Genomic DNA, 24,004 nt, shown 5'->3' with positions numbered 1-24,004 from the left:
CGGGGCGATGTCAGAGGCTGACGATGACCAGGGCGATGTCGTCGTGAGCGCCGCCGCCGACACCGAGACGGGCCAGGACGGCGTCGGCGAGGCGCTTGGTTGCGAGTCTGCTGCACTGGGCGAGAGCGTCGGTCAGGCGGGCGAGGCCAACGCCGATGTCCTCGCCGCAGTGTCCGATCATGCCGTCGCTGTAGAGCAGGAGGGTGTAGCCGGGGGTGTAGGCCGCGCTGGCCCTGGGAATCGACGAAACGCGCTGGCCAGCACGCACACGCGGCCAATGAAGATCGCTTCCCGTGAACGTCTTGATCGTTTCCCACTGCCCAGGTGGCGCCGGTCTTCGGGCAGGCCGAGGTGACCTAGGTACGCCCCTTTTCAAGCAGGGTGGACACGCATCAGGTCGTGCGAACAAGCGGGCAGCCGTCACGGGGTCCGCGTGACGGGCAACGACTTCAGCACAGACCGTTGCTGAGCGTGGGACAGCGGGGACGTCGACAAGTGCTGCCCAAACCGGTTCAAGTGGCATGGGCGGACGCTACCGGGCCGCGCAATGCCGCATGACGGCAAAGGCTGACCTCACACGGTGAGCCGTTCCACGCCGTCGACGGCACCTCGTGTCCCGAGCATTCCTTCCATCTCACTCTCATGCTCGCCCGATCACGACGTGCCCTCGGCCGGAAGTTCCAGGCGAAGGTGGTAGCCGCCGTCGGCCGTGGGGCCGGAGGTGACGGTGCCGCCGAGGAGCGCGGCGCGCTGATGCAGGCCGACGAGGCCGTAGTGCGCGCTGGGGAGAGGGAGTGCGGGCCGTGTTGGTGCGGTATTGGTGACCGTGACACGGACGGTGCCGCCCTCGTGGGACATGCGAATCGTCGTGGTGGCGCCGGGGGCGTGTTTGCGTACGTTGGTCAGTGTTTCCTGGACGGTGTGGTAGATGGCGCGCTGGACGGTCGGGGGGAGGCCGTGGGGGAGGTCCGTCCGCAGTTCGGCCTCGATGCCGCTGTTGTCGACCAGCTGCCGCAGGTCGGCCAGGGACGGTTGCGGGGTCAGTTCCGTAAGGCGGCCGCCGGAGGCACGCAGGACGCTGACCATGTGCCGCAGTTCGTCCAGGGTCTGTACGCTCAGCCGCCGGATCGTGGCTGCGGCTTCCCTGACCTCGGCGTCCCGCGTGCCGACCTGGAGTGCTCCGGCCCGCACCGCAATCAGGCTGACCTGGTGGGAGACAACGTCATGCATCTCCCGGGCGAGCTGCGCGCGTTCCCCGGCCAGCACGGTCTGGTCGGTCAGCAGCCGCTCGTGGTCGCGCACCTCGGAGATCTCCGCGATCCGCAACGACAGATCACGCCGGGTCTGGACGAGCTGACCGAGAAAGACGGCCGCCCCCGCCGTCGCCCCTGTGTACCCCAGAGTGATCCAGGTCGACGTGTCCGAAAGGTCGAAGTTCGGAGACGGCCACGAGGTCATGTCGCCGATCGTGAACGCAATCGCGCAGACGGCCAGGAGAGTGCGGCGGGGGGTGAGGGAGGCCAGGGTGTACAGCGCGGCCAGCGCGGCGAATATCGCGTCGGAGAGCAGGACGGCGGGCAGGGTCAGCAGGTAGGTGAGCAGCGGCAGGCGACGGCGCAACAGAAGCGAGAGGGCAGCGGCCAGGGCGCAGGCCAGACGCAGCGGCTCGCCGGTATCGACATGGGCCCAGACATCGAGCAGCGCGACTCCGACGAGGGCGGCGTCCAGCACCGAGGCGGGCAGGCGGCGGGGGATCATCTCTCCTCCTGGTCCTGCGACGGCTTGAGAGGGCCGGCCCGGTCAGCGAGCAGGGCGGCCTGCACGCGGCTACCCACCTCCCCGGCGATGAGGAGGACGGTGAGTCCGTCGACGTCCGGCATCCGGATGTCCAGCAGCACGACCTCGAGACGTATCTCCTATGCCGTCCGGACCGCCTGGCCGCCGGGAACCGCCGCAACGAGGTCGATGTCGTCCGCCGCGTCGAGGCTGTGCCCGTACGGATCAGGGCCTCGTCGGCGACCGCCGTAACCCGAATCACACATGCTCCACTCGCCATCGGACCACTGTCCGATTCGTACCACGCCGAGGGACGTCCAGCGGGGGCCCGAGACCGAATCCGGCCGGGCGGCGGGGCTACACCAGTCGGTTGGCGGGGGCGTTCCGGACACCTGCCGGATGTTGGCTACCGGCAGTTTCCCCAACCCTGGGCGTATGAGGCACGACGTATCACCGGCCGTGCTGCCCGCGGCGGGCCGCTCATCGACAGGGCGCCTGATCGGCCTTGACCTGACCCGGGGCCTGGCGATCCTGGGTATGTTCGCGGCCCACGTCGGTCCCGAGCCCTCGGTGGGCGGCCCGCTGGGGTGGTTGATGGAGGTCGCCCGTGGCCGGTCCTCTGCCCTGTTCGCTGTGCTTGCCGGGTTCACCCTGGTCCTTCTTACCGGCCGGCCGCAGCCGCGGACCGGGCGCGCGGGGCGGCAGGCAGTGGTCAGGGTGCTGATCCGCGCCGCCGTTCTGATCGCCGTGGGCTACGCCCTCACCTGGCTGGACACCGATGTCGACGTGATCCTTGCCCAATTCGGCCTGCTCTTCGCCCTCGCCCTTCCGCTGTACCGGCTGCGCGCGGCCAACTTGGCCGTCATCGCCGCGGCGGCCGCGCTCGTCATGCCCCAGGTGCTGTATCTGATCCGGATCGCGGTGGAGGGCGGAAGCTGGGCCGATGCCGTCATCGCCTACGATCCGCTGGCCTGGATCACCGGCTCGGACGGTTCCGTCGAGCTGTTCGTCACCGGCCCGTACCCGGTGCTGACCTGGCTTCCCTTCATCATCGCCGGAATGGCGGTGGCCAAGCTCGACCTCGGCCGGCCCCGCGTTCTCAGCAAGCTCGCCGTGTGCGGCGGTGCGCTGGCCGTGCTCGGTTACGGAGGTTCGTGGCTGGCACTGCACCTGGTCCCGGGAGCACCGGCAGGCGTGAACGCGGCCACGGACACCTCGGCGGCGGCATCGGCGTGGTGGTCCGACGGCGTGGGCGAGGAGCCGGCCGCAGGCGTTCCCGCCTGGCTGCTGGTGGCCGCGCCGCACAGCCAAACGACCTGGTCCATCGTGGCCAACACCGGCGTCGCCCTGACGGTCATGGCTGCCTGCCTCATAGCCACCAACCGGTCGACGCGCCTGCGGTGGCTCGCCGCGCCGGTCACCGCGGTCGGCTCCATCGCCCTGACTGCGTATGTCGGCCACATCATCGCCATCAAGGTTCTGGGCACCGACGAGCTGCCGGACTCCGCCGCCCTGCAAGTGTTCATCTGCTTCGCCGTTGCGGCCATGCTGCTGGCCCTCGCCTGGACCCGATTCTTCCGCCGCGGACCGCTGGAGTACATGCTGCACGCCGCCACCACCACACCCGCCCGCCTCATCAACTGAGCGGCGGCAGCCACACCACCCGGTGTCATTCCGGGCCAGGAAGGAGGACAGTCGTATGAAGGTTCACCTGACATTGCTGTGTGCGACGGCCGGGGGTGCCGCCTTCGGCGACGGTCGCCTGAGTGAGCGCGGCCTGCGTGAGGCGGGCTCCGCCGGAGCAGCGCTCCGTCCGTACTCGCTGACCATCCGGGCTCCTTCCTCCCGCTGCGCTCAGATGGCTGACGCCCTTGGCATGGAGGCAACACTCGAGCCCGCGCTGCGCGACTTCGACTACGGCGAGTGGTGCGGCCGGACAGTCGGCGAAGTCACCGCCACCGACCCCCATGGGTTCACCGCCTGGCTCACCGACCCGGATTCCGCGCCACACGGCGGCGAGTCCGTACGTCAGCTCTGCCGGCGAACCGCGAACTGGCTGAGCAGCCTGCCGCCCGACACGGGCCGCGCCTTGGCCATCACCGAACCTGCCGTGGTCCGGGCCATTCTCGTCCTTGCCCTGTCCGCGCCGGCAAGAGCCTTCTGGCATCTCGATGTGCCACCCCTGTCCGCGCTCGCCTTCACGTGGCGCGGTGGCCGCTGGGACGTCCGGCTCGACCGAGCCACTCTTTATGAAAGTGCCAGCAGTCGTCCGTTGGAGTGCAGGGGGCCTGCTTTGGTCACATGACAGCTCGCCGGGAGCTGATGCGTGGCCGCTCAAGCTGCTGTTACTGCCCTACATGTGCGGACGGGGCCGGACGATTCCGATGGAGAACCGACAGAACTGTACTGACTGTGGGTGAACGACACATGGTTTCGTGGTTTCGTGGCCATACCAGAGTTCATGATTTTGTGACGTTCGGGTGGCGTGCCCCGGATGCTGTTCCAGGATGGGGCCGCCGTGCGTGGCCGCATGGGTCTGTGCCGACCGGAACGCCCTGGGGGAGGTGTCGTGATGGGCAATAGCGCTGAGGGTGCCACGGCCGCTCCGGCCGGCACGGCGTCCGCCGAGGACACCACGGCCGCGGGCACGCGTGCGGCGGCGGCCAGTACCGAGATGCTGTTGGCTGAGGTGCTGGCCGGAGTCATGCGTACCGAGCAGGTGCCAGTCGACAGCAACTTCTTCACCGATCTGGGTGCCGATTCCATGGTGATGGCCCAGTTCTGCGCACGGGTCCGCAAGCGGGCCGACTTGCCCACTGCGTCGATGAAGGACATCTACCGGCACTCCACGATCCGGAGCCTGGCCGCGGCGCTCACGGACATCGTCCCCTCTCCGGCGCCGACCGACGCGCCGTCCGACGTGCCGGCCGGGTCACCGTCCGGCACGTGGCGGTACGTGCTGTGCGGGGCGGCCCAGCTGCTGGCCTTCCTCAGTTTCTCCTGCCTCGGCGCCGTCGCCGCAATCCGCGGCTACCAGTGGATCCTGACCGGTTCCGGGACAGCCGGCCTCTACCTGCGGGCGGTCCTGTTCGGTGCAGCGGTCTTCTTCGGCCTGTGCGCCCTTCCCGTCGCCGCGAAGTGGATACTCATCGGCCGTTTCGCCCCACTGCGGATTCCCCTGTGGGGTCTCGCCTACCTGCGTTTTTGGTGCGTCAAGTCCCTGATCCGTACCAGCCCGGCCCGCCTGCTCACCGGTTCACCGCTGTACGTGCTGTACCTGAGGGCCCTCGGCGCACGCATCGGAAAAGGTGTCACCATCCTTTCCCGTACCGTTCCCGTCTGCACCGACCTGCTCTCCGTCGGCGACGGCACGGTCATACGCAAGGACGTGCTCCTGTCCTGCTACCGGGCCCACGACGGCTGGATCGAGACCGGCCCGGTAGCTTTGGGCGCGGGCGTGACCGTCGGCGAGCAGACCGTCCTCGACATCGAGACGTCGATGGGCGACGACGCCCAGCTGGGCCACGCCTCCTCCCTGCACTCCGGCCAGGCCGTACCGGCCGGTGAGGCCTGGCACGGCTCACCGGCGCAGCGGGCGGAAACCGACTACCGGGCCGTCGAACCCGCTACATGCGGCTCTGCGCGCAGAGCCCTCTACGGCCTGGGACAGCTGATGGCCGGGCTGCTGGTGTACCTGCCGCTGACGGTGGCCGGCGTCAGCATCGTCCTCACCGCGATGCCGCAGCTGAACCTACTGCCGACCACAGACCCGCCGGTCTTCACGAGCCGCGCGTTCTACATCGAGGCGCTGATCGCTTCCCTGGTGGCCTTCTTCGGGGGAACGCTCCTGGGCCTGCTGGCGGTGAGCACGCTGCCGCGGCTGCTCAGTCTCGTGATCAAGCCCGACAGGATCTATCCGCTGTACGGCTTCCACTACGGCATCCACCGGGCGATCATGCGGATGACCAACATCAGGTTCTTCACCACGCTCTTCGGGGACAGCTCCGCGATCGTCCACTACCTGCGCTGGCTGGGGTACGACCTGTGCCGCGTCGAGCAGACCGGTTCGAACTTCGGCACGATGGTCAAGCACGACACCCCCTACCTGAGCACGGTCGGCAGCGGAACCATGGTTGCCGACGGTCTGTCCGTCATCAACGCCGAGTTCTCCAGCACCTCCTTCCGCTTCTCCCGGGCCTCGATCGGGCCGCGCAACTTCCTCGGCAACAACATCGCCTATCCCTCACGCGGACGGACGGGCGACAACTGTCTGCTCGCGACGAAGGTCTTGGTCCCCATCGATGGGCCGGTGCGCGAAGGCGTGGGCCTGCTGGGCTCACCCAGCTTCGAGATCCCCCGCACCGTGATGCGTGACCAGCAGTTCGACCACCTGGCCAACGGCGACGAGCTGCGCCGCCGCCTCGCTGCCAAGAACAGGCACAACGCAGTCACCGCGAGCCTGCACCTGCTCGCGCGGTGGTTCCATTTCTTCGTACTCGCCCTCATCGCCATGGCCGCCGTCGACCTCTACCACGTCCATGGCGTGCCGGCGCTTGCACTGGCGAGCCTGCTCACTCTCACGTTCACCGTCTTCTACTTCACACTGATCGAAAGGGCAGTCACGGGATTCCGGCTACTGAAGCCGCTCTACTGCTCGATCTACGACCCCTCCTTCTGGCGACACGAACGCTTCTGGAAACTGACCTCACACCGCTACATGCAGCTCTTCAACGGCACCCCCTTCAAGAGCCTGGTCTGGCGGCTACTGGGCGCAAGGATCGGCCGCCGGGTCTTCGACGACGGCTGCACGCTGATCGAGCGAACCCTCGTCAGCATCGGGGACGGCTGCACACTCAACACCGCGAGCGTCATCCAGTCCCACTCGCAGGAAGACGGCGCCTTCAAGTCCGACCACGCCAGGATCGGCCAGGGCGTGACGCTCGGCGTAGGCGCGTTCGTCCACTACGGCACCACGATCGGCGACCACGCACAGCTTGCCGCCGACTCCTTCCTGATGAAGGGCGAGGAAATTCCCTCTCACGCAGGGTGGGGCGGAAATCCGGCCCGGGACTGTAAGAAGAACGGCCCTGTCTCACATTCGGTGGTGACGCAGAATCGCGAGGGTCGTTGACATTCGCGTGAAGGATGTCAATGAGATTGTGCAGATAGTCTTTTCGGGGCTGTCCCCGCTGGTCACCGAGGATGTGATCGACGAGGGCGAGCAGCTCGTGGTGCGGGCACGGACGCCGAAGGACACTGCGGTTTGCCCGGTGTGCGGGGCGTCGTCTGGGCGGGTGCACGGCTATCACTGGCGGACGGTGGCCGACGTACCGGTCGACAGCCGCCGGGTGGTGGTCCGCGTACGGGTGCGGCGTCTGGTGTGTCCTACGCGCGACTGCCGTCACACCTTCCGCGAGCAGGTGCCCGGAGTCCTGGAGCGATACCAGCGACGTACAGCTCGTCTGACCGGGCAGGTCAAGGCGGTGGTCAAGGAGTTAGCGGGCCGGGCGGGGGCACGCTTGCTGGCGATACTCGCGGTGGGCTTGTCGCGTCACACGGCCCTGCGCACCCTGTTGCGGATTCCGTTGCCCACAGGGCGGATACCCCGCGTGATTGGTGTCGACGACTTCGCTCTGGGCCGGCGGCACCGCTACGCGACCGTGGTGATCGACGTTGAGACGCATGAGCGAATCGACGTGCTGCCCGACCGCACCGCCGACACCCTGGAGGCGTGGCTGCGCGAACATCCGGGCATCAAGGTCGTGTGCCGTGACGGCTCCGCAACCTACGCCGAGGCCATCCGCCGCGCCCTGCCCGACGCAGTGCAGGTCGGTGACCGCTGGCATCTGTGGCACAACCTGTGCGAAGCCGCCCTGAGCGAGGTGAAGGCGCACAGCAACTGCTGGGCCACCGTGCTGGAGGCGCCCCTATACGACGGGCCCCGTGCACAGACCACGCTGGAACGCTGGCACCAGGTCCATGACCTGCTCGACCAGGGCGTGGGCCTGCTCGAGAGCGCCCGCCGGCTGCAACTGGCCCTGAACACCGTCAAACGCTATGCCCGAGCCGACCGGCCCGAGCGAATGCTCCGCGTCCCCAAATACCGTGCCAGCCTCGTCGACCCCTACCGCGAGCATCTGCGTAAACGCCGGGCCGAGGACCCCGCCGTCCCGGTCCTGCACCTCTTCGAAGAGATCAAGGCCCTTGGGTTCACGGGCTGTTTCAACCTCCTGCACAAGTACATCAACCAAGGCCGTGCGGATGCCGACCGCAGCCACATCCCTGGGGGCAGACTCGCCCGGATGTTGCTCACCAGGCCCAACAACCTCAAGGCCGAGCATCGCGATCTCCTGGCTCGACTCACCGCCGCCTGCCCCGAGATGACCCAACTGGCCTTCTGCATCGGGGACTTTGCCCAGCTCCTGACGCCTGACGCAGGACATGCCGATGCGCTCGCGCGCTGGATTGTCCAGGTCCGCGCAGCCGATCTGCCGCATCTGCACGCCTTCACCCGGGGCCTGGAGCGAGACCGCGACGCTGTGATCGCCGCGTTCACCCTCCCGTACAGCAACGGCCCGACCGAGGGCGTCAACACCAAGACCAAGCGGATCGCACGGCAGATGCACGGACGAGCAGGCTTCACCCTCCTTCGCCACCGCATCCTCCTCGGATAGCGACACCCTCCGTTACCACCGAATGTGAGACAGGGCCAGAAGAACGGTGTAACTCCTGATCATGGAGGATGCACTGATGGCCAGTAACAACACGCCTGAGGAAGAGAGTTCGGGGATTGGCGCCCCGCAGTCGGCGAAGGCTGTGGATGACCTGCTGATCGAGGAGTTGGTGGGCCGCGCTCAGGCCGAGGGACTGCAGCTGACCGGCGAGGGGTCTGCTGCAGCAGCTCACGAAACGACTCCTGGAGTCGGCTCTGGAGGGCGAGGTGACGGATCACCTCGGCTATGACCAGCACGACCCGGCAGGCAAGAACGGCGGCAACTCCCGCAACGGAACCCGCTCCAAAACGGCGCTGACCGAGGTCGGACCCGTCGAGATTGCCGTTCCCCGTGACAGGGACGAGTCGTTCGAGCCGAAGATCGTGAAGAAGAGGCAGCGGCGTCTGACCGGCGTCGACGAGATGGTCATCTCGCTCGCCGCGAAGGGCCTGACGACCGGTGAGGTCCAGGCCCACCTGAGAACGCTTCGGGGTCGTGCTCGTGCTTCTCGGCCGCCCCGCGTCGCACAGGGCAACGCCACCGGCAGCACCCGGGAAGCCGTCACCCGCGCCTTCGAACTCCTCGAACACGGCTGGACGGCAACCCGGCCCGGCGCCTGACGGGGTCGTGCGTGGGACGACGTACTCGACCCCGCGGCAGCGGGGTCGAGTACGCGTCACGCACTCAGCAGGTGATGGTGACCTCGTGGACCACCGGGTTGGCCGGGCGGGGGAACGAGGCCGCGCCGAAGGTGCCGCGGATGGTCGAGCCGCACGGGACGGTGGTGACCAGGCCGTGCACCTCGAGGTTCGACAAGGTGAAGATGACCGACTTGGTCTGGGTGCTGGGCGCGGCGCCGCTGCCGACGACCTCTGCGGACAGGGTCGTGATCAGTTCCTTCGGGGCGGGCGCCGGGCTGCCATGGGAGGGCGGGCCGGCGAAGCCGACCGTGCCGTAGAACTCGACGGTGTTACCGGTGACCGCGGCACACACCCGCGTGGACAGGCCTGCCTGGAGACCCGAGTGGCCGCAGGAGGTGACGGTCGCGACGGTGTCAACCGACTGCGCGGTGGCGCTGGCCGGGGTGATCGCGAAAACGGCCAGACCTGCGGTGCCGGCGGCGAGCAGAGCTAAGCGGTTCATGGTGGTCCTCCTTGAGGTGAAGCACCGTCCAGGGATTCCCGGATGGCGTGCATGACATGTGATATTTTACATGTCATCAGAACGCAAGTTGATCAAGGTCTGAACTCGTCCCGTCCGCCCCGTGGCCATCTCGCCCCCGTGCACGGCGACTTGGGCCCGCGTCCCGCTGCGGGAGCTGTTCGACAGGCTCCAGGCCAAGCACGGAACGGTGCTGGTGGTCGTCGGCCCAGATCCGCAAGGCCGGACGCCGTCGCCTCGTGACCTTGATACGTCCCAAAGCGCCGCGGATGGCGGAGCGACTGATCGAGGACGTCTTCACCGCACTCGACGAACAGACCGTCGTCGTCCCGGGAACGGATGCCGCCGCGCTGATCGTCCCAAGCCTCGCCAGCTCACTCCAATCCGTGCTTGACCAGCGCCGGTCCGCCCCCGAACCCCGGCACGTCATCCACCGTGACGTCCAGGCGCAGCCGCTTGAACCGCATCGGGTGCCGGAAGACGCCGCCCCGGTCCACGGCCCGGTCGGCGCTGACCTCCGCCACCAGATCCGGGCGGACGAGTGAGCTGTCTCGAGTTTCGTAGCGGCCGGTTTGTGTGGTTTCAGGCGGCGTTCGTGGTCGCCTGGGATCGGTAGTGCTGGGCCTCGAATTCCTCGGGCGGGAGGTAGTCGAGGGCGGAGTGCAGGCGCTCGGTGTTGTACCAGCCGACCCACTGGACGACGGCACGTTCTACCTGCTCAGCGTCCCGCCAGGGGCCTTGGTGCTCGATCAGCTCAGCCTTGAACGAGCCGTTGAGGGCCTCGGCCATGGCATTGTCGTAGCTGTCCGCGACGGAGCCGACGGACGCGGTCGCGCCGGCCTCCAGCAACCGCTCGCCGTAGCGGATAGACACGTATTGTGAGCCGCGGTCGCTGTGATGAATCAGACCCGAGCCCTTCTTGATTCCACGCCGCCAGAGCGCCATCTCCAGGGCGTCCAGGGGGAGATCGGTGCGCATGTGGGTGGCGAGCTGCCATCCGACGATCATCCGCGAGTACACGTCCAGGACGAAGGCGACGTAGACCCAGCCCGACCAGGTGCGGATATAGGTGAGGTCGGCGACCACAGCTGGTTGGGGCGGCTCGCGGTGAAGTGCCGGTTGACCAGGTCCGGCGGCCTGGGGGCGGACGGCTCGGGGATGGTGGTGCGGCGCCGCTGGCCGCGGATCACGCCTTCGAGGCTGTCTGCGCGCATGAGCCGCTCGATGGTGCAGCGGGCAGCGGTGATGCCCTCGCGCCGCAGCTGGCGGTGGATCCGCCGAGCTCCGTAGGTCTCGCCGGAGCTCGCGTGGATGCGGCGTATGTGCCCGATGAGCTGTTCATCGCGCAGTCGCCGGGCGGACTTGGGGCGCCTGCGGCGGGCGTTGAATGCCGAGACCGACAGGTCCAGCTCGCGCAGATCCTCGCCGACGGCATCGGCCGTCCTCGCTCCGGAAGACGCACCGCGGTTGAGGCTCATCGCGCCGAAGCGATGGCAGCGGGACACCGGGACGCTCAAGGCCGCGCTCAACGCGCTCGACCCGGCCAGCGCCGGCGCTTCGGCTGCGCTGGGCATTGGCGCGCCGGGGCGCAGTTGTTGCACGGAGACGCCGAGGGCGTCGGGCGGGCAACCAGCAGGAAGCGCCCGTCGGTGGTGTAGCGGCCGAGCAGAACGGTCTCCGGCCGGATGACGCTGGGTCTGGCGTAGGGCGCGGCGGCGCACTACGCCAGACCCGTACGCGTCAAGAGAGGGTGGTATGCGCCTTCTCGGACTCGATGAAAGGGGGCGACGCTAGGAATCTGTCGCTGACCCTGCCGGGCGTGGCTGTATGGGAGGACGGCGGGTGGGGCTCGACGCGCCGCCCAAGTACTTGCGGGCGATCTCGGCAGTGAAGCCCAAACCGGTAAGCATTGCACGGGACTTGGCGCTGTCGTAGCCGCGGTCCAGGTTGACGTTGACGCCTTCGGGCATCGCACCGACCTGGGCGCAGGCGGCCTCCAAGGTCGGGCCGAGCAGGGGCGAGTCGTGCCGGTTGGCGCCGTCGGAGACGATGCCGAGGGGAACGCCGCAGGCGTCGGAGGCGACCGAGCGTTTCAGCCCCTGCTTGCCCCCGGTCCACCGGTGAGCGTCCCGCCTTCTCGCCGCCCGACGGGGCCTTGGTGATGCATCCGTCGACCGAGATCTCGGCCAGCCCGAGCCCGATCATGCGGTCGTACGCTTCGAGGGCCAGGGCGTGGACCGTGTGCGCTATTCCCAGCTCAGCCCATTGTTTGACGCAGCGTCGGATGGTGCGGTCCGAGCATCCGGGGCTCGCGATCCGCTCGTATCCCGAGCCGTGGACCAGGGCGAGCACGACGTGCTAGAACACGACGCGATCCGAGACCCGGCGGCGGTGACACCCCAGCGGATGACTCGCCGAGTACCTTTCCCGCACGGGCAGGAGAGCGACGAATTGGTCCCACAAGGGTTCGAGCAGGCAAAATGGCACCGCAGGCACGGGTCCTCCGTGTGATCACTGAGCGTAGAGAACTCCATGATCACACGGACCCGTGCCTGTCTCACGTCCGGGACCCTCAACCGGCGGGCGACCTCACCATTTGCCGGTCGGTCTAAGCGCCTTGTGCCGTCGTGCGCTCCCTGCCTGGGCATCCGGCGGATGCCGCCCGGGACTTCCAGCAGATGCGCCCAGGCGCGCTCGCGGTCGATCTCGGCTTCGGGACGCTGAACCCGTGGCGTCTGTGTCGTCCTCATGACGACTCCTCCTGTCGTCCTACGGACGACGTTTTCAAGAGACGAAGACGCCTTGCCCGGCGGCCGGCCCGGCAATTGGAACGCGCGGAAGGAGGTTCGTTCCGGTTCGAATGCGTGGGCCGTGGGAACTGGTGTGCAGTCTGCGGGTCATGACCGCGCTGCAGGCCTCGGTCGCCGAGGCGAAGGAACGACGCGGCGAGGCCTCGAAGACCGGGGGGAGCCCGAGGGGTGCCTGACCGGCGGGGCGTACGGTCGAGACCGTGACCGTCCGTCGCGGCGAAACCGAAGATTTTTACCGGCACGCAATCAGGCGTGCAGTCAGGGGTTCACGCCGGTGTGTATTCCGGTGCGCAGGACATCGCCCGGCACCTCGACGGTAACGTCCTGCGTCTCCGGCACGTCCACCGGGACGGACGCCGACGGAACCGGCACCTCCGGCACCTCCGGCACGGACGGCACGGACGGCACGGAGACGGTCGGCACGGGCACCTCCGGCACGCGCGGCTCCTCGGGGACGCCCGGCGTGGTCAGCGGAAGCGGCGGCAGCTGCAGATCCTGCAGCGACGGTATGACGAGCGCCCCGTCGCCGGACGACCCGGTCCCGGGGGCGGCCGGCGTTGCGGCCGGGAGGGACTCCGCGGCCGGAGACATCGACCGCCCGCTGTCCGGTGCCCGCGAGTCCGCTGCCTGCGAGATGGCCAGCGAGTTGCGCAGCGCCCGACGTCCTGGCCAGCAGCGACTCGACCGTGCGGTAGCTGAGCCCCATCTTCATGGCGACCTGTCCGACGTCCAGGTCCTCCGACTTCAGCCAGAGCGCCTCCGCCTGGCGGGCGGGCAGTTCCCCGCTCCGCCGGGCCAGCCACTTCGCCTCGGCCCGGTCGCACACCGCCTCCTCGACGGGCACCGGGCACGGAGCGGCCAGCGTCGGGCTGCTGCGCACCTCGGCCTCGCGGGTGACCTGCCGGTAGCGGTCGACGCACAGCCGCATGGTCACCGTCGTCAGCCAGGCGCCCAGCCGCTCGTCGTCCAGGTGCGGGTTCTCGGCCTACGGCGTCCTCCGCGTCTTCCATGCTTATGGAGCGGCGGCGGGCCACCTTGAGCAACTGCTCGCGGTGGCTCCGCGCGCGCTGCCACCGCTCGTAGGCCGCTGGGTCCGGCCCGCCCGAATACGCAGAATGCATGTCCATCGCCATGAGGGCCCTTTGCGCTCACCCGCCGGTCCGTGCGTGCCCGGCGGGTGGCGACATTACCGCCCGGTATCCGGAATTGTGGAGGGGGAGGCGCTCATCGAGTCCTTGTGGTTGCCGGGAAGCGGCCCGGAGCCGGGCAAAACGCTGTCACCAGGCAGTTCGACATCGGTGTCGGGGAGGGGGAGGTGAGGCTCGTCGGGCTCCGAGCCGCCGCCCGGCTCGGTCGTCTTCGAGGGCGAGGGGGCGGGCGAGGACGGTGCGGCGGATGCGCCGCCCGCCCGCGTGGAAGCGGCCGAGTCGGAGGGCCGCGGCCGCTCCCGCGGGGTGGGCTTGGGATCCGAGCCGGGGGTTCCGCCGTGCTGGTCGGGCACCACGCGGTGACCCTCGAGGAAGTACAGGAACCAGGCCTTGACCGTACGCAGATAGGCCTGGGAGTGGTTGTAGCCGAGGATCGCGCGGTCCAGGTCGTAGGGGGCGGCGAGATCCCGTCCGTTCGCGCACAGATAGCGACCCGCGGCCAGCGCCGCGTCATGGATGCTGTGCGGATCGGCGATTCCGTCACCGTTGCCGTCGGCGCCCCACCTGGCCCACGTGGAGGGGATGAACTGCATCGGGCCGACCGCCCGGTCGTACACCGCGTCCCCGTCGTAAGCCCCGCCGTCGGTGTCCCTGATGAGGGCGAACCCGTTGCTGTCCAGCCGCGGCCCCACGATCGGTGTCAGGGTCGTGCCGTCCGCGTTCACCCGGCCGCCGTGCGCCTGCCCCGACTCGACCTGGCCGATCGCGGCCAGCAGCTGCCAGCGCAGATTGCAGCCCGGCACGCTGCGCGCGAGTTCCGACTCGGCCCCGCGGTAGGCGGCCAGGACGGTGGCGGGCAGCGCGCCGCCGGCCGCCGAGGCCGAGCCGTCCGCGGAGCGGTCCGCGCCCCGGCCGCCGTCGCGTGTCCGCAGCGGCGGGAGCTGGGTGCGGTACGGAGCGTCGCCGGAGATGCTGGGCCCCAAAGCGGCCGGGGCCGGCTGCGCCGGAGCGGAGGCGAGTGCCCCCGGCGCCTGCGATGCGGTCAGCGCCGCCATGGCCGCCGCCGCGGCCGCCGTTCCCCTGACTGCTCGGCGCTTGTGTCCTGACATGCCGAAGTCCCCTCCCCTGGTGCGTCGCCGTACCGGAGATGAGGGCCGGCACGGCTTCCGTCACCTGCTCTACGCGGCGAGGGAGCGGGTCCGTCGCGTGGATTCAGGCGATTTTCCGGGCCAGGGGGCAGTCGGCGGCCCGGACCGCCCGGCTACGTGGAGCGATTGCGAGTGGAGTTCACGACCGAGCCCTTCGATCTCGACGCGCCCGCCCATGCGGTGGTCGCCAGTGAGGTCATCCAGGCGGCCGAGCTGGACGCCGTGGACGTGGGCCCGTTCGGCAACACGGCGGAAGGCGGTGCGGACCAGGTGCTCACGGCCGTGGACGCGCTGCCGCGCCGCGCCCTGGAAGCGGGCGCCACCCGGGTCTCGCTGCAGGTCAACGTGATCGGGGAGGGCGAGAAGTGACCGAGCCGTCAGACCACCCTCTGGTCACCGCGTCACCACCAGTGTCACCTGCGCGGCGAGCAGGTGTTCCCGCAGGGGCCGCGATCCGGGCGCGGCGGGCACGCCGGAGGTGGATCACGTTGCCGCAGTTCTCGCACTCGACGTCGCGGGTCTCACCCCGTGACACCCACCCTCGAGCTGGCCCTCGCCTTCCACCAGGCCGTCCTGGAAGACCGTGACGGGCTGACCGCCACGATCTCCCAGGTGCGCGAGCTGACCCAGGGCGGGGACTACGCGTACTACATCGACATCCCATCCTTCATGGCTGGCCTCCCGCTTCCCGCCGGGCACGCGGCGCCGCAATGGCTGGACGGTGACCAGGCCACCCGGCGCGGTGGCGCGAGCTCGTCACCGCCCGGCGCAACTTTCTGCGCACCAGGCGGTAGACGGAACAGAAACCACGAAGGCCGGCCAGCAGGTGCCGGGCGGCCTTCGTTGAAGTCTGAACCCTGGGGGTGTGGCCTGCCCCTTTCGGGGCTACCAGGGCGACGATCCCAGGGTCTTCGCCCACTATGCCCCAGGGCCCAGGCCGAACAAGCGCAGGCCAGCTGACCGGGCGCCACACGGGGGCGGGGTCGACCGATAGCCAGCACAGCCAAGAGCCGGAATGACCGGTCAAGGGTGACCGAAGGTCATCGCCGAAGGCGCCCATGACGCAATGTTCCGTCTCTCATCATGACTAAGCGGGCGGTCCCGCAACACCCGAGTGACAAGGCACTGGCATTGATCACGACACCCGCCGCAAAACCACTCCCGAAGTCACGCCGAAACGACTCCCGCAGAAACCGACACAGCCAGCGCACCAAAGGGCGTGCCAAGAAGTGCCCACTTCCGTAAGCTGGTGTGCATGACGGATACGACTTACTCGATCGTGGAAGCCCGCGCCCGGCTGGGTGCTATCGCGCGCGAGGTCAGCGCCACCCGTGAGCCCGTCGCCATCACTGATCACGGACAGACCATCGCGATACTGGTCAGCCCCGCCGACGCCCTGGAGCTGCAGGAGATGCGGGCGCTGGCCGCCTACCGCGCGCGCCAGGCCCGGGGCGAGAGCGCCGGCGTTCCGCACGACGAGGCGTACCGCCGCGTGTTCGGCGGAGCTGAGGCGTGAGCTACGAGGTCATCTGGGAGCCCGAGGCCCTCGCCCAGGCGGAGCGGTTCGCTAAAAACGATCCCGCCGGGGTGCGGCAGGTGTTCGCCGCCGTCGACCGCCTCGCTGACGAACCGCGGCCCGAGGGCGCGTTCGGCAGTACCGACGTGCTGCGCATCCACGTCGGGATCTACCGCGTGATGTACGAGATCGGCGACCAGCAGGTCCGCGTCAGCGTCATCCACCTCGGCCGCCTGCGCTGAACGATGCCCGAAGTGGGGTGGCCTCATCCGTGAGGCCACCCCACTTCGCGTTTCGTTCCCCGGGTCACAATAGGACGGGAGGGCGGGGCTGAAGAAGTAGTCGGTCTCCTTCGCGGTGGCGGTGGCGGTGGCCGCCGCGGCCGGGCTGTCCCCGTCGACCGGGATGTGCGGGTAGACGCAGTCGATCAGGTCGTACGCCTGAGCGTCGTCGTCGCATCCGGAGTCGACGGCGGCGCAGACCGGTGTGCTGGATCCGCTGGCCTCGGTCCACTCCCGGCCAGTCGGGGTGCTACCCGGTGTGAGCGGAGCGGCGGGGTGGGTGGTTTCGCTGTGGGCCGTTCGCGTGACTGGCGAGTCTCGTTGCCGGCGCTGACCATGGCAGGAGCGACCTGCTAGGAGGCGTGCTGCTGCTGCCGGACAGGAACGAGGTCATACGCCTGCTGGCCCGCTATCGGGCTCAGGAACGCTTGGTATTGGCGTACCCCGGAGACCCCGAGGCGTGGAACAACCTCGAAAGCACCACCTACACGCTGTGTGTGCTCATGGGGGAGCGAACGGCGTCGGCCGCCGTGCTGGCCGCCGAACGGTATACGGCACGCCCGCGACTCCGCCGGCTGTCCCTGTAGTGCCGCTACGGCGGTGGGCGGACTGCCGTGGATCGAGGGCACCGGAGGATGCGCGAGTCGTCGAATGCCCACCACGCTCAGGGCCTCCGCTAGGGCGGAGGCCTCTGCGTGGGGGTCCAGGCCGAGCCCGGCCGTGCTGGCTGGGGATGCTGATCGGAAAATCGAGGTTCGGGAGGGCAGGCGGCAGCATCCGGGCCGCTTGCGGACCGGATGTCGGGGGCGAGTTCGGTCAGGCGGATCCTGGCCGCACTGGAGATGGGCCTATGGCAGCGCGATCGGGAAGGCAGTCCACACCAACCCGGGCAGCTGATCCATCACAGCGACCCGGGCAGTCAGTACACCTCGTTCAAGCTGGCCACCCATCTCCAAGGCGAGGGCAAAGCGGCGTCCATCGGATCGGTCGGCGACGCCTACGACAATGCCCTGATGGAGTCCACGATCGGTCTTTCAAGACCGAGTTGATCAAGCCTCAGCGGCCCTGGAAGACGCTGTCGAGGTCGAGTTGGCCACCGCCGAATGGATCGACTGGTACAACCACCGCCGACTTCACGGTGAGATCGGCCACGTCCCACCCACCGAATACGAAGCCCACCACTACCTGACAGCCACAAAACACCAGGTCACAGTCACGCCATAGAGTCTCGATCAAACCCGGAACGGTTCAAGGACAGCACCGAAGCGCACGGTGGAAGGGATCGGGTGTGACGTGGACACCGCCGGAACCCATGCTGAGCACTCCCGTGCCCGTGCCTGAGCTACGGCCGGGCTGGGCGGCGGAGCCCAAGTTATCAACAGGGTTTTGTGTTGTCCGTTGTCCATCGCGAGCTCGGCCTCTCTGCCCCGGCCAAGGCGCCTGCATGGGGCAGTGTTGGACGGCCAGGGGGCGTTGTCCGTCGAGGCTGGCACCGTGGTGCTGCGCTCACGCCGGGGCACCGACATGGGGCCGGCCTTCCCCGAGATCGTGGCCGCAGCCGGCGGCTGCCGGACGCGACCGCGATCGACTGCGTTATGTGACCTGTGGGGGTGTCTCAGCCCCAAGGTGTCTCAGGCGGCGCAGCTCCCATAGACGAGACGTGACGGGCGTCGCGGCCACGTGCCGCAGCGGCCGCTCAGAGGTGGCCGTCCAGGAACTTCCGTACCTCGGCGATGGTCATAGGCCCCGTGCCGTGCGCCACCGCCTCTCCCTCCTTCAGCAGGACGTAGGACGGGGCTCCGGTGATCCCGTATCGCTCGGTTGCGGCCGGACAACGCGTGATGTCGGCGCGGACGGCCGTCAGGCGGCCCGTGTAGTCGTCGGCGATGCCACCCACGACGAGGTCCATCACTCGGCAGGGCTCGATTGCCTTGGGCCATGTCCCGGTGAAGTATGCGAGGACCGGAACTCCGCTCATCCCGAGGATGAAATCGAACTCCGCGTCCTCACGGGGTCGGTGAACCCGCTTCTCCATGGAAGCTCCTGACCTCACGTTCCGTCATTCCATCCCCATCATCCCTCGCGCGGTGTGCCAGGCCGGCCCGGTCGGTCGTCCGGTTGATCTGTCGGAAGGGAGGCACGGAGCCGTCGCAGAACCACGGTGATCCCCGGCGCGAGCGGCCCGGCCCCCCGCCCCTGGTGACCCGGCCTGGCCGCCCCGCCGGTCACCCAGCTGCAGCCCGCCGCGCGCCCGTGGGTCAGCTCGTGCCAGGACAGCGCCCTCCGCGACGACATGAAAGCCGCTTTCCAGGGCATAGCGACCCAGATCACCGACCAGATGCTCGATGAGCGCGTCGACGAGCGGGCCGGTGCGCATCGTCCACCGGATCCAGTCGAGCCGTATCCGCCACCGCGCTTCTCAGAGACAGCGCCCCCGACGGGCTTCCCGAGGCCTTGTCTGGTCTTCACATCAACCCCCGGTCTCAGCTGGCTAATACCGCTCTTCCCCGGGCCGCATGAGCCAGCTGATGGCACCGAGAACGAGGCACGATTCCTGGACCGCTCGCGGACGCGGTCGTGGACGGTGAAGTACGCGTCAGCTGACCCGAGGACCGACCGCCAGCGTCAGTTCAAGGACCCGGTGTGGCGATGCGAGATCCGGAAACAGCTCCCGCAGCTGCGACATCCGGTACCGGACTGTCTGGGGATGGACGAACAACGCCGCCGCCACCTCGTCCCGCCTGCCCTGGTGCAGCAGCCACGCCCGCAACGTATCCTCCAGCCGCCGTGCGGTCGCGACAGGCAAGGTCCGCAACGGTGCGAGGGCTCGGGCACGCAGGTCTGCGAACGCGTCCACGTCGGCGCTCAGCACCAGCTCGGGCAGGTGGTCCTCGGTGTCGCGAATATCAGAGGAGAGGGAGCGCGCGCGCATGGCTCGTGCGTACGAGGCGGACGCACGAGTCCATGGCCGGGCCGGGCCGACCACGGCGGTGCGGTCGGTTAGCTGCCGCAAGAGATGTGATCGGTCGGCATCGGGGACGAGCAGCACACCGGTGGCGTCCGGCAGATCGTCGAGGACGAGGGTGCTCGAGTCGAGCGCGCGGTAGGCCGGCCGGGCCTGGGCTGCGGGCAGCAGGACCGCGGTCAGCGAAACCGGAGGCTGCCACCCGGCCCGTTGAACAGAAGCCAGCAGCACGTCCGGGCTCGCGCCGGCGAGGAGGTCGCGGGCCAGGTGTTCCAGGTGGCGCTCGTGGGCCCTGCCCCGGGCGGCCAGTTCGTCGGCGTGGCCCGCGGCGCTCGCGGCGGAGAGCTCGTCGATGTAGGCGAAGGTCAGCTCGGCGAACTTGGCGACCTCGGCGGCGGGCAGACCTGCGGGTACGGCACCCGCTGCCAGGCATCGCCAGGCCACGCGGGCGCCGACGCGGTAGGCGCTGAGTAGGGCGTCCATCGAACGGCCGTCGCGCACCTCGCCGCGGCCCAGCTCGTAGGCTGCGTCACCGGCGTCGCCGCCTGTGGCGTTCCCGCTCGCGAGGTCCAGGTAGTGCCCCAGGGCAGTACGGACGGCTCGGCGGATGGTGCCGCCCATGCGGCCCGAAAGGGCGTTGGCGTAGGGAGGGACCTCGTCGATGATCGCCTGGACGACCTCGTCGGCGGTGGTCTTCAGCGCGGCCCGAAGTGCGGTGACCGTCGTCTCATTGAGGGCCAGTTCGCTGGCCCTCCGGATTGCATGGCTCACGTTTTGTTCCCTGCGAACAATTCAGCCGACCAGATTTACGTCCTGCGGTCAGGACTTTACGCCCTGAGGCGCAGCAAGCTGGAGTCATGACGAGTGCAGCCCTCCGCAGCAGGGCGTGGAAACTGCTGGAGATGGTCACGACGCCGCTGCTGCCGTCGGACTACCTCGACCTGGTCAGCCCGCTGCGTGCGGGCGCTGACCTGCGTGGGCGCATCGAGGCCGTGCACCCCGAGACGGGTGACGCCGCGACTATCGTGATCAGGCCGGGACGGGGCTGGCGCGGCCACACAGCCGGTCAGTACGTGCGGATCGGGGTCGACATCGACGGGGTGCGCCTGTGGCGTGCCTACTCCATCACCTCGCCGACAAACCGCCAGGACGGCCGCGTCACGATCACCGTGAAGGCGATCCCGGACGGCAAGGTCAGCAACCACCTGGTCTGCAGGGCGAAACCAGGCACGCTGATCCAGCTCGACCAGCCGACCGGTGACTTCGTGCTGCCGCAGGCCAAGCCCGCCAAGGTGCTCTACCTGACGGCCGGCAGCGGCATCACGCCCGTGATGGGCATGCTGCGCGACATCGAGTTCGACGACGTCGTCATGGTCCACTGCGCGCCACAGCCGCAAGACGTGATCTTCCGCAACGAACTGCACGACCTGGTCGCGGACAAGAAGCTGCGGCTCACCGAGGTGCACACCGACACAGACGGCATGCTCGACATCGCCCGTCTCGACGAACTCGTGCCCGACTGGGCCGAGCGCGAGACCTGGGCTTGCGGGCCCGCGGGCCTGCTCGACGCCGCCGAAGAGCACTGGACCGAGCACGGCGTACAAGGGCGCCTGCACACCGAACGCTTCCGCCCCAGCATCGTCGTCGCCGGCGACGGTGACGGCGGCGAGGTCACGTTCAGCGCCACCGGCAAGACCGTCGACGCGGACGGCGCCACGCCGTTGCTGGACATCGGCGAGGAGGCCGGCGTGCTCATGCCCTCCGGGTGCCGCATGGGCATCTGCTTCGGCTGCATCACGCCGCTCAAGGCGGGCGCCGTCCGCGACCTGCGCACCGGCGAGATCACCGAGGCCGAGCCGGGCGTCCTCATCCAGACCTGCGTGTCCGCCGCGGCGGGCCCCTGCGACATCGAACGGTAGGAGCACCTTGACCGCCATCGACCCCACCGCCCACCTGACCGCGGAGCAGATCGAGGAGCTTGGCCGCGAGCTGGACGCGATCCGCGACGAGGTGATCGCCAGCCGCGGCGAGAAAGACGCCGCCTACATCCGTAAGGTCATCTCGGCGCAGCGCAAGCTCGAGCTGGTCAGCAGGGGCGTGCTGCTGTTCTCGATCTTCCCGCCCGCGTGGCTGCTCGGCACCGCCGGTCTGTCCGTGGCGAAGATCATGGACAACATGGAGATCGGCCACAACGTCCTGCACGGCCAGTGGGACTGGATGCGAGACCCGAAGATTCACTCCACCACCTGGGAGTGGGATCACGTCTCGCCGTCCGAGCAGTGGAAGCACTCGCACAACGAGCTGCACCACACGTACACCAACGTGATGGGCAAGGACAACGACCTCGGCTACGGCATCATGCGCGTCGACGAGGACCAGAAGTGGCACCCGTTCCACCTCGGCCAGCCGCTGTGGAACTTCATCAACGCCTGCTTCTTCGAGTACGGCATCGCAGCGTACGACCTGGAGCTCGGCAAGAACCTGCACAAGCGCCGCCGCAAGAACCCGGAGTTCCGCGCGCGGGCCAAGGCCGTCGGCCGCAAGATCCGCAAGCAGGTGCTCAAGGACTACGTGATCCACCCGCTGCTGTCGGGCCCGTCGTTCCTCACCACGCTCGCCGCCACGTTCACCGCGAACCTGGTCCGCAACATCTGGTCCCACTCGGTGATCATGTGCGGGCACTTCCCCGAGGGCGTGCAGGTCTTCGAGCGCCGGTCGATCAAGGGCGAGACGCGCGGCCAGTGGTACCTGCGCCAGATGATGGGCTCGGCGAACATCAGCGGCAGCAGGGCCATGCACTTCATGACCGGCAACCTGTCGCACCAGATCGAGCACCACCTGTTCCCGGACCTGCCGAGCAACCGGTACGCCGAGGTCGCGGTGAAGGTGCGCGCGCTGTTCGAAAATTACGAGCTGGAGTACGTCACCGGGCCGCTGCCCAAGCAGGTGGTCTCCGCGTGGCGCAAGGTCTTCCGGCTCTCGCTGCCGAACAAGAAGCCCAAGGTCAAGACGCCGGACCGCGAGCAGGAGCTCGTCGCGGCCTGATTCCCGGTATTGGTTCAGATCTTTCGGCCGTACCGGCGGCACCGCCGGGTTCGGTGAGATCCGTTGCGGACGGTGGGCGGCCGCGACATCAGACCGTACGACACGGGATCCGGGCAGCCCGGTGTCCGGCTGCGCTGCCTGGACGTGCGCCAGGAGCTCAGCACACAGCCCCCGGCGAGGTGTTGTAGTGCGCTGACCTGCCGTGGTCGGGCCGGTAGTCGGGTGCCTACGCGCACTCGGTTTGCCGACGGGCGGGCTGGGTGGAAGGCATGAGCTGTGACGTGGACACTGCCGGAACCGATGCTCGCCGCCCCTGTGTCCGACCCTGCGCTGCTGCCGGGTGGGCGGGTGAGCCGAAGTTATGGACAGGGTTCGGGTTTGTCCGTTGTCCGCTGTGAGGCGGGGACGGTGGTCAAGGCGAAGTGAGGCGACAGCGACGAACGGCTCGACTCCTGAGCTTGCCCGTTTAACCTCGGCGCGAGATGAGCTGGGCGAGTGCCTCTGTGGGCCAGCAGAGCCATGCAAGAAGTGGGCTCATGACCACGAACCAGTGGACACTGATTCGGCCCTGCTCCTTGTCCAGGATCGCTGGGGCCTCATCCCGGTAGACGTAGCGGAGGTATCGGCGGCGGACCGGCCCTCCGGCTATCAGCAGCACTGGTGAGGCGACAAGGACGGCCACCGGACCAGGACTCTCGCGGCGGTGAGCTTCGTCTTCTCCTCGTATCGCATGCGCTCAGCCTGTCGTCTAACCTCAACTCCTTGAAGGGGTGGGTATGGATCAGACGGTCTTCGAGTCCATCAGGTACTCAGCTGGGTGTCAGGACTGCGGTGCAGAGTTGGAGTGCTGGGGCGTCCAAGCCTTGGTCCACGGTTCCTTGCGCTGGGACACGGAGTCTAGGTGTTCAGCCTGCGGGTTTGGGATAGCTGACTGCGGCGGTGATCTGCCTTCCGAACTACGAGGTCGGCTGCTCTCCGAGCGGGGACCAGCCCACCTCCAGGTGGATCCGTCAGCGAGGAAGGCCGCGATCATGCGGGTTCTGCGGGCAGAACTTGGCATAGGTCTGTCGGAAGTCAAGACCCTGCTGGGGGAGGTCTTGGCGGGAGCCCACTCAGGCACGATGCCTGAGATGGAGTTCCTGGCCCGCAAGTTGCGGGAGTCTGGCGTCGATGCTGTTGCCGCTCGGCCGTAGAGGACCTGACCTGGCTATTCAGCTGATTCTCCGGGGTTTGGTGCCGACCTTGTGGTGTGCTGGGCGGGTGTATGCCTCGCCGGTGGCAAGGACGCGTCCGACGTCGTAGCGAGTGGCGGGCCGTCGGTTCTTCGAGCCGAGCGGGCGGCCGGGGCCGGGGCGGGTGGGTTTTGGTGCACCAGCTGGTGTTCCCAAACGCAAGTGAGAACGCGGCGGCGCCTCATGGGTCTGTGCAACCGCTACGGGAC

Annotated in this window: 19 protein-coding genes and 7 pseudogenes; 14 read left to right on the top strand and 12 right to left on the bottom strand. The window is 68.6% G+C overall.

Translation table 11 applies throughout. From position 1 onward, the window contains the following. Positions 1-10: 10 nt before the first annotated feature. The 3 genes and pseudogenes from OG883_RS40320 to OG883_RS40310 all read right to left on the bottom strand — a co-directional run. The gene (locus OG883_RS40320; RefSeq protein WP_323181058.1) at positions 11-268 is read right to left on the bottom strand and encodes a SpoIIE family protein phosphatase; all 258 of its coding nucleotides are present in this window, start codon (positions 266-268) and stop codon (positions 11-13) included. A gap of 386 nt (positions 269-654) precedes the next feature. Then, positions 655-1,758, bottom strand: coding sequence for a sensor histidine kinase (locus OG883_RS40315; RefSeq protein WP_266552111.1), 1,104 nt, complete (start codon positions 1,756-1,758; stop codon positions 655-657). A 92-nt stretch (positions 1,759-1,850) separates the two neighbouring features. After that, positions 1,851-2,038 (bottom strand): annotated as a pseudogene (locus tag OG883_RS40310) (DNA-binding response regulator); the annotation flags it as partial. Between the two features lie 173 nt (positions 2,039-2,211). On the opposite strand from OG883_RS40310, the gene OG883_RS40305 reads away from it, so the two are divergent. From OG883_RS40305 to OG883_RS40285, 5 genes and pseudogenes are all read left to right on the top strand, one after another. After that, complete coding sequence (locus OG883_RS40305) at positions 2,212-3,420, top strand: DUF418 domain-containing protein (RefSeq protein ID WP_266552108.1); 1,209 nt, start codon at positions 2,212-2,214, stop codon at positions 3,418-3,420. Between the two features lie 55 nt (positions 3,421-3,475). Then, positions 3,476-4,081, top strand: coding sequence for a histidine phosphatase family protein (locus OG883_RS40300; protein ID WP_266552105.1), 606 nt, complete (start codon positions 3,476-3,478; stop codon positions 4,079-4,081). Between the two features lie 369 nt (positions 4,082-4,450). Then, positions 4,451-6,907: a Pls/PosA family non-ribosomal peptide synthetase gene (locus OG883_RS40295; RefSeq protein ID WP_266553267.1), complete on the top strand. Its 2,457-nt coding sequence runs from the start codon at positions 4,451-4,453 to the stop codon at positions 6,905-6,907. A gap of 1 nt (position 6,908) precedes the next feature. Continuing rightward, a complete protein-coding gene (locus OG883_RS40290; protein WP_266553264.1) occupies positions 6,909-8,450 on the top strand; it encodes an ISL3 family transposase in 1,542 nt (513 codons plus the stop codon). 76 nt (positions 8,451-8,526) lie between these two features. Next, positions 8,527-9,058: pseudogene (locus OG883_RS40285) on the top strand (transposase); the annotation flags it as partial. Between the two features lie 115 nt (positions 9,059-9,173). Here OG883_RS40285 and OG883_RS40280 read toward each other — a convergent pair. Beyond that, a complete protein-coding gene (locus OG883_RS40280) occupies positions 9,174-9,632 on the bottom strand; it encodes a hypothetical protein (RefSeq protein WP_266552102.1) in 459 nt (152 codons plus the stop codon). A gap of 218 nt (positions 9,633-9,850) precedes the next feature. On the opposite strand from OG883_RS40280, the pseudogene OG883_RS40275 reads away from it, so the two are divergent. Continuing rightward, positions 9,851-10,057 (top strand): annotated as a pseudogene (locus OG883_RS40275) (IS110 family transposase); the annotation flags it as partial. Positions 10,058-10,232: 175 nt separating this feature from the next. Here OG883_RS40275 and OG883_RS40270 read toward each other — a convergent pair. The 4 genes and pseudogenes from OG883_RS40270 to OG883_RS46950 form a co-directional block, all read right to left on the bottom strand. Continuing rightward, positions 10,233-10,883, bottom strand: a complete 651-nt coding sequence (locus OG883_RS40270; protein WP_266553261.1) for an IS3 family transposase — start codon at positions 10,881-10,883, stop codon at positions 10,233-10,235. Next, positions 10,883-11,128 (bottom strand): annotated as a pseudogene (locus tag OG883_RS40265) (IS3 family transposase); the annotation flags it as partial. The gene OG883_RS40270 and the pseudogene OG883_RS40265, both read right to left, overlap by 1 nt. A gap of 390 nt (positions 11,129-11,518) precedes the next feature. Further along, positions 11,519-12,146: pseudogene (locus tag OG883_RS40260) on the bottom strand (transposase); the annotation flags it as partial. A gap of 546 nt (positions 12,147-12,692) precedes the next feature. Beyond that, positions 12,693-13,208, bottom strand: a complete 516-nt coding sequence (locus OG883_RS46950) for a hypothetical protein (protein ID WP_323181079.1) — start codon at positions 13,206-13,208, stop codon at positions 12,693-12,695. Here OG883_RS46950 and OG883_RS40250 point away from each other — a divergent pair. Further along, complete coding sequence (locus tag OG883_RS40250) at positions 13,171-13,368, top strand: hypothetical protein (RefSeq protein WP_266552096.1); 198 nt, start codon at positions 13,171-13,173, stop codon at positions 13,366-13,368. The genes OG883_RS46950 and OG883_RS40250 overlap by 38 nt on opposite strands. Before the next feature lie 278 nt (positions 13,369-13,646). Here OG883_RS40250 and OG883_RS40245 read toward each other — a convergent pair whose 3' ends face one another. Next, entirely contained in the window at positions 13,647-14,717 is a 1,071-nt protein-coding gene (locus OG883_RS40245; RefSeq protein ID WP_266552093.1) for a lytic transglycosylase domain-containing protein, read from the bottom strand. Between the two features lie 171 nt (positions 14,718-14,888). On the opposite strand from OG883_RS40245, the gene OG883_RS40240 reads away from it, so the two are divergent. The 5 genes and pseudogenes from OG883_RS40240 to OG883_RS40220 form a co-directional block, all read left to right on the top strand. Continuing rightward, entirely contained in the window at positions 14,889-15,125 is a 237-nt protein-coding gene (locus tag OG883_RS40240; RefSeq protein WP_266552090.1) for a hypothetical protein, read from the top strand. An 886-nt stretch (positions 15,126-16,011) separates the two neighbouring features. Beyond that, positions 16,012-16,272, top strand: coding sequence for a type II toxin-antitoxin system Phd/YefM family antitoxin (locus tag OG883_RS40235; RefSeq protein WP_266552088.1), 261 nt, complete (start codon positions 16,012-16,014; stop codon positions 16,270-16,272). Continuing rightward, the gene (locus tag OG883_RS40230) at positions 16,269-16,514 is read left to right on the top strand and encodes a type II toxin-antitoxin system RelE/ParE family toxin (protein ID WP_266552085.1); all 246 of its coding nucleotides are present in this window, start codon (positions 16,269-16,271) and stop codon (positions 16,512-16,514) included. Before OG883_RS40235 ends, OG883_RS40230 begins: the two co-directional genes overlap by 4 nt. Before the next feature lie 401 nt (positions 16,515-16,915). Next, positions 16,916-17,140, top strand: a complete 225-nt coding sequence (locus OG883_RS40225) for a DUF5133 domain-containing protein (RefSeq protein WP_266552082.1) — start codon at positions 16,916-16,918, stop codon at positions 17,138-17,140. A gap of 306 nt (positions 17,141-17,446) precedes the next feature. Further along, positions 17,447-17,777: pseudogene (locus OG883_RS40220) on the top strand (integrase core domain-containing protein); the annotation flags it as partial. A gap of 472 nt (positions 17,778-18,249) precedes the next feature. On the opposite strand, the gene OG883_RS40215 reads toward OG883_RS40220, so the two are convergent. Then, entirely contained in the window at positions 18,250-18,588 is a 339-nt protein-coding gene (locus tag OG883_RS40215; RefSeq protein WP_266552079.1) for a co-chaperone YbbN, read from the bottom strand. A 561-nt stretch (positions 18,589-19,149) separates the two neighbouring features. Next, positions 19,150-20,289, bottom strand: a complete 1,140-nt coding sequence (locus OG883_RS40210; protein ID WP_266552076.1) for a CdaR family transcriptional regulator — start codon at positions 20,287-20,289, stop codon at positions 19,150-19,152. An 86-nt stretch (positions 20,290-20,375) separates the two neighbouring features. On the opposite strand from OG883_RS40210, the gene OG883_RS40205 reads away from it, so the two are divergent. After that, positions 20,376-21,437, top strand: a complete 1,062-nt coding sequence (locus OG883_RS40205; RefSeq protein WP_266552073.1) for a ferredoxin reductase — start codon at positions 20,376-20,378, stop codon at positions 21,435-21,437. A gap of 7 nt (positions 21,438-21,444) precedes the next feature. Continuing rightward, on the top strand, positions 21,445-22,563 hold the full coding sequence (locus tag OG883_RS40200) for an acyl-CoA desaturase (protein WP_266552070.1): 1,119 nt from the start codon (positions 21,445-21,447) through the stop codon (positions 22,561-22,563). Positions 22,564-23,774: 1,211 nt separating this feature from the next. Here OG883_RS40200 and OG883_RS46945 read toward each other — a convergent pair. After that, a pseudogene (locus tag OG883_RS46945) lies at positions 23,775-23,942 on the bottom strand (transposase); the annotation flags it as partial. Positions 23,943-24,004 lie beyond the last annotated feature (62 nt).

Origin of the sequence: Streptomyces sp. NBC_01142, assembly GCF_026341125.1 — a bacterium.
GTDB lineage: Bacteria > Actinomycetota > Actinomycetes > Streptomycetales > Streptomycetaceae > Streptomyces.
This window is presented reverse-complemented; position numbering and strand designations above follow the sequence as displayed.

Bases quoted from the DNA above. Each gene is read 5' to 3' on its own strand.
- OG883_RS40315 (WP_266552111.1), bottom strand. From the start codon at position 1,758: ATGATCCCCCGCCGCCTGCCCGCCTCGGTGCTGGACGCCGCCCTCGTC.
- OG883_RS40305 (WP_266552108.1), top strand. From the start codon at position 2,212: ATGAGGCACGACGTATCACCGGCCGTGCTGCCCGCGGCGGGCCGCTCA.
- OG883_RS40300 (WP_266552105.1), top strand. From the start codon at position 3,476: ATGAAGGTTCACCTGACATTGCTGTGTGCGACGGCCGGGGGTGCCGCC.
- OG883_RS40295 (WP_266553267.1), top strand. From the start codon at position 4,451: ATGCTGTTGGCTGAGGTGCTGGCCGGAGTCATGCGTACCGAGCAGGTG.
- OG883_RS40280 (WP_266552102.1), bottom strand. From the start codon at position 9,632: ATGAACCGCTTAGCTCTGCTCGCCGCCGGCACCGCAGGTCTGGCCGTT.
- OG883_RS40250 (WP_266552096.1), top strand. From the start codon at position 13,171: ATGGCGACCTGTCCGACGTCCAGGTCCTCCGACTTCAGCCAGAGCGCC.
- OG883_RS40245 (WP_266552093.1), bottom strand. From the start codon at position 14,717: ATGTCAGGACACAAGCGCCGAGCAGTCAGGGGAACGGCGGCCGCGGCG.
- OG883_RS40235 (WP_266552088.1), top strand. From the start codon at position 16,012: ATGACGGATACGACTTACTCGATCGTGGAAGCCCGCGCCCGGCTGGGT.
- OG883_RS40215 (WP_266552079.1), bottom strand. From the start codon at position 18,588: ATGGAGAAGCGGGTTCACCGACCCCGTGAGGACGCGGAGTTCGATTTC.
- OG883_RS40205 (WP_266552073.1), top strand. From the start codon at position 20,376: ATGACGAGTGCAGCCCTCCGCAGCAGGGCGTGGAAACTGCTGGAGATG.